This window comes from uncultured Granulicatella sp., from assembly GCF_963515095.1.
Classification (GTDB): Bacteria; Bacillota; Bacilli; order Lactobacillales; family Aerococcaceae; genus Granulicatella.
This window is the reverse complement of the sequence record NZ_CAUPXD010000063.1, coordinates 1-3,573: the sequence shown is the minus strand read 5'-3', so window position 1 is coordinate 3,573 and position 3,573 is coordinate 1. Positions and strand designations below refer to the sequence as shown.

The following is a 3,573-nucleotide window of genomic DNA, read 5'->3' as shown; positions in this document are numbered from 1 at the left end:
AGTTTTCCTGTACTAGAAGCCAAAGGGATGGCTTCTAGTACTTGCGCTACTGCGGTAAGTCTATGTGTTTGGCATTCATTTATGAGAGTACGTTTTTGAATATGACTTTCCTGTAACTAGCGGGGGACGTAAGTAGTCTTGCAATGCGAGTCTCATGGCTAAGCTACTGCGGTAAGTCTATGTGTTTGGAAATCTTATAGGATTATGTTTTAATATATGGCTTCCTCATTTGTAGCATTTGCTTTGCTGCTGTGAGGAAGTTTTTTAGTTAACAAAAATGTAAGCGTGAACAATAATGTTTGACTGTATAGTTGAAAGGTGTTAATCTTGGGTAAGAAAGCGTATTCTTATAAGGAGGATATACAATGGAATTTAAAAAACGTGGATGGAATTGGAAGCTAGTGGGAGCTTCCGCAATCGTCTTGATGACGTTACTTTCTAATGGAGGAGTGTTAGCAGAGGAAACTAGTTCAACTACGGTTACTACACCAACTAGTGAAGTAACAAAGCCAAAAGAGGAAGTTGCAAAAACAACATTAGAAGTGAAAGAAAAACCTAATTTTGAGAATCGACAAGTAACGAAAAAAGAAGCGGTATTAGAATTATTACAATGGGCAGATACATCTCAAAAATTAATTGGGCAAACTGAAAGAGATCAATTACGATTTGCAGAAAGCTTAGGTTTGATTCAACCAGGTGAAGATATTTCTCAAGTGATTACAGAATTTGATTCACTAGTTTCAATCGCTCAAAAACTTCATGATGCTTATCGTACTGAAAAGAAATCACCTTTATTTTTAAATGGAAAGGCTCAACCAATTTTTCCTTATTCAACAGGTCAATTAAATCCAGATGAGTATTCATTTGAAAAAAGTGATATTGTTCGTTTCCCTGTATTTGTAGAAACAGATTATGATACAGATGGAGATGGAAAACGAGACTTGGTAAAGGCAATTGTTCAAATGCCTAAAGTAGTAGCTCAAGGAGATTACAAGGCTTCTACCATTTTTGAAGCAAGACCTTATGTAGCAGGAACATTGGATCAAGACCATGTAACATTAGAAAGTCATAATTTACCAACGGATGGTACTTATGATATGAATTGGTTACGTAGAAAACCAAAACGCAGAGTACCTGTTGGTGTACAATCTACTCTTGAAGCAGCAAAAAATGCAAGTTCTTCTTCTTGGTATTATTATAATGAGTGGGAAGGATTTAATGATTATGAAGATTTAAACTGGTACGATTACTTCTTAATTCGTGGCTATGTATTTGTTTCAAGTGCAGGTTTAGGAACAAAAGAATCGGAAGGTTATAATACTGTTGGATCAGATTTAGAAATTGGAGCATTTAAAAATATTATCCAATGGATTAATGGCAAAAGAAGAGCTTATACAGATAGAGAAAATAATATCGAAATTAAAGCTGATTGGGCAAATGGAAATGTTGGTATGACAGGTTTGTCTTGGGCAGGGACATCTACTTTCGGAGTAGGAGCAACAGGAGTTCAAGGATTAAAAACAATTGTCCCAGCGGCAGGGATTGCTTCTTGGTATGATTACTTTAATAGTCAAGGAACGCCATATAGTTCTGAACCATTTAGTAACTTATCTTGGTTGTCCATTTATGTCACAAGCCGTATGTTTGAAGAATCTGATTGGTATAAGATTTGGAATAATTATTCTTCTTATATTAATCAATTAAATCATGATCAAAAAGAACATGAATATTTCTATAGTGATTTATGGAAAGAAAGAGATTATACCATTTCTCCTCAATTAAAAGTTCCTGCATTATTAGTACATGGGTTAAACGATGATAATGTAAAAACAAAACATGTTGAATTAATGTATCAAGCTTTGAAAAAAGCTGGCGTATTAACAAAAATGTATCTTCATCAAGGGGAGCATATTTACCCAGCCAAAATGTCTCAAGGATATGGAATTCAACGGAATGGTCAAGATTACTATGATTTATTAAATGAATGGTTCTCTCACTATTTATATGATGTCGATAATAAAGTGGAATCATTACCACCTGTGATGGTTCAAGATAATAATAATGTGAACCATTGGACAGATTATAATAGTTGGGAAAGTGACCATCAATTAGTATTAAAAGCAGACAATAAAGAGAAAGAAACTGTAATTTCTAGCGATTATGCAAGTGCAAAATTGGATAAAGAAAATCGATTTGAGAAAATTTCAAGAGTGTCTTCAAAATCAAATGCAAGTTATGCTGCAGAAGTGTCTGAAGATGTGACGATTAAAGGGAATATTCCAGTGACCTTTAAAGCAGCCCTTGAAAAAGGCGAAGGTCATAATTTCCAAATGTATGGAGTATTAATGGATGTTTCAGATAAAGAATTCGATGCGGTAGTAGATGGTAGTGCAAATGATACTGGTGTACAAGGCGCGTTTTGGCAAGGTGGAACGCTCCAAAACTTAGATGTGAAGAATTTTAAGACAGCTCCTACGAAACAAAAAGTTATTGCAAAAGGTTGGATCAACTTAGCAAGTCCAAACTCTAAATATGAGTCAAATTCTTCAACAGATTCTATTGAACCAAAAGTTGGAGAATTCCATGAGTATACAATGTACTTACAACCAAATGTATATAAAGTTGAAAAAGGACATCGTTTAGTTTTAGTTTTAAATCCGTATGATTTAAGTGATTTATCTATTGAAAAAGAATATCAAATTCGTCTTCAAACTGAATCTATTCAAGCAGTTTTACCAGTTGTTGAAAAAGATGCTACACTAACTGCAAAATACTTACCAATTAAAGATGTTATTGAAGAAAAAGGTGAACCAGAAGTTCAGCCAGAATTGCCGGAATTTAAAGGTGGAGTAAATGGTGAAGTAGCAGAACAACCAGAGTTGCCAGAATTCAAAGGTGGGGTAAATGGTGAAGTAACAGAACAACCAGCATTACCAGAAGCAGAGATTCCTACAACAGAATCGGTGAGAACTTCACAAGGAAATACTAGTGTGTCAACTCCAACTACAAAAGTAGGATTCCAAGGAGATTCCTATTATGATGAAAATGGACAAAAAGTAAAAGATAAATGGATTTATGATGAACAACATCAAAAATGGTACTATTTCCAACAAGACGGAACATCTGCTAAAAACACTTGGAAAGATGATTATTACTTGAAAAATGATGGTACAATGGCAGCAAGTGAATGGGTATATGATGAAAATTACAGTTCATGGTATTACTTAAAAGAAGATGGTAAATATGCTCGAAATGAATGGTTCTATTATAAGAATGGATGGTATTATTTAAATGAAACAGGAGCTATGGAAAAAGGTTGGTTAGAAGTTTCTAATAAATGGTACTATTTAGATCAAGATGGAAAAATGGAAACAGGTTGGGTTCAAGTAGATGGTAAATGGTACTACTTGAATAAATCTGGAGCATTATTAACAAATACAATTACACCAGGTGGTTATAAAGTTGATGGTGACGGTGTTTGGGTTAAATAATAGATTTTATATATGACTTCCCTGTAAGTAGCGGAGGACGCAAGCAGCCTCGCAAATGCGAGTCTCATTGCTAAAATTTGAG

The 3,573-nt window shown here is 34.4% G+C and carries 1 protein-coding gene; it reads left to right on the top strand.

What is annotated here, in order from left to right; all coding sequences use genetic code 11:
• Window positions 1–365 precede the first annotated feature (365 nt).
• Window positions 366–3,491, top strand: coding sequence for a CocE/NonD family hydrolase (locus RWL86_RS08395; protein WP_314078818.1), 3,126 nt, complete (start codon window positions 366–368; stop codon window positions 3,489–3,491).
• The last annotated feature ends 82 nt before the right edge of the window (window positions 3,492–3,573 follow it).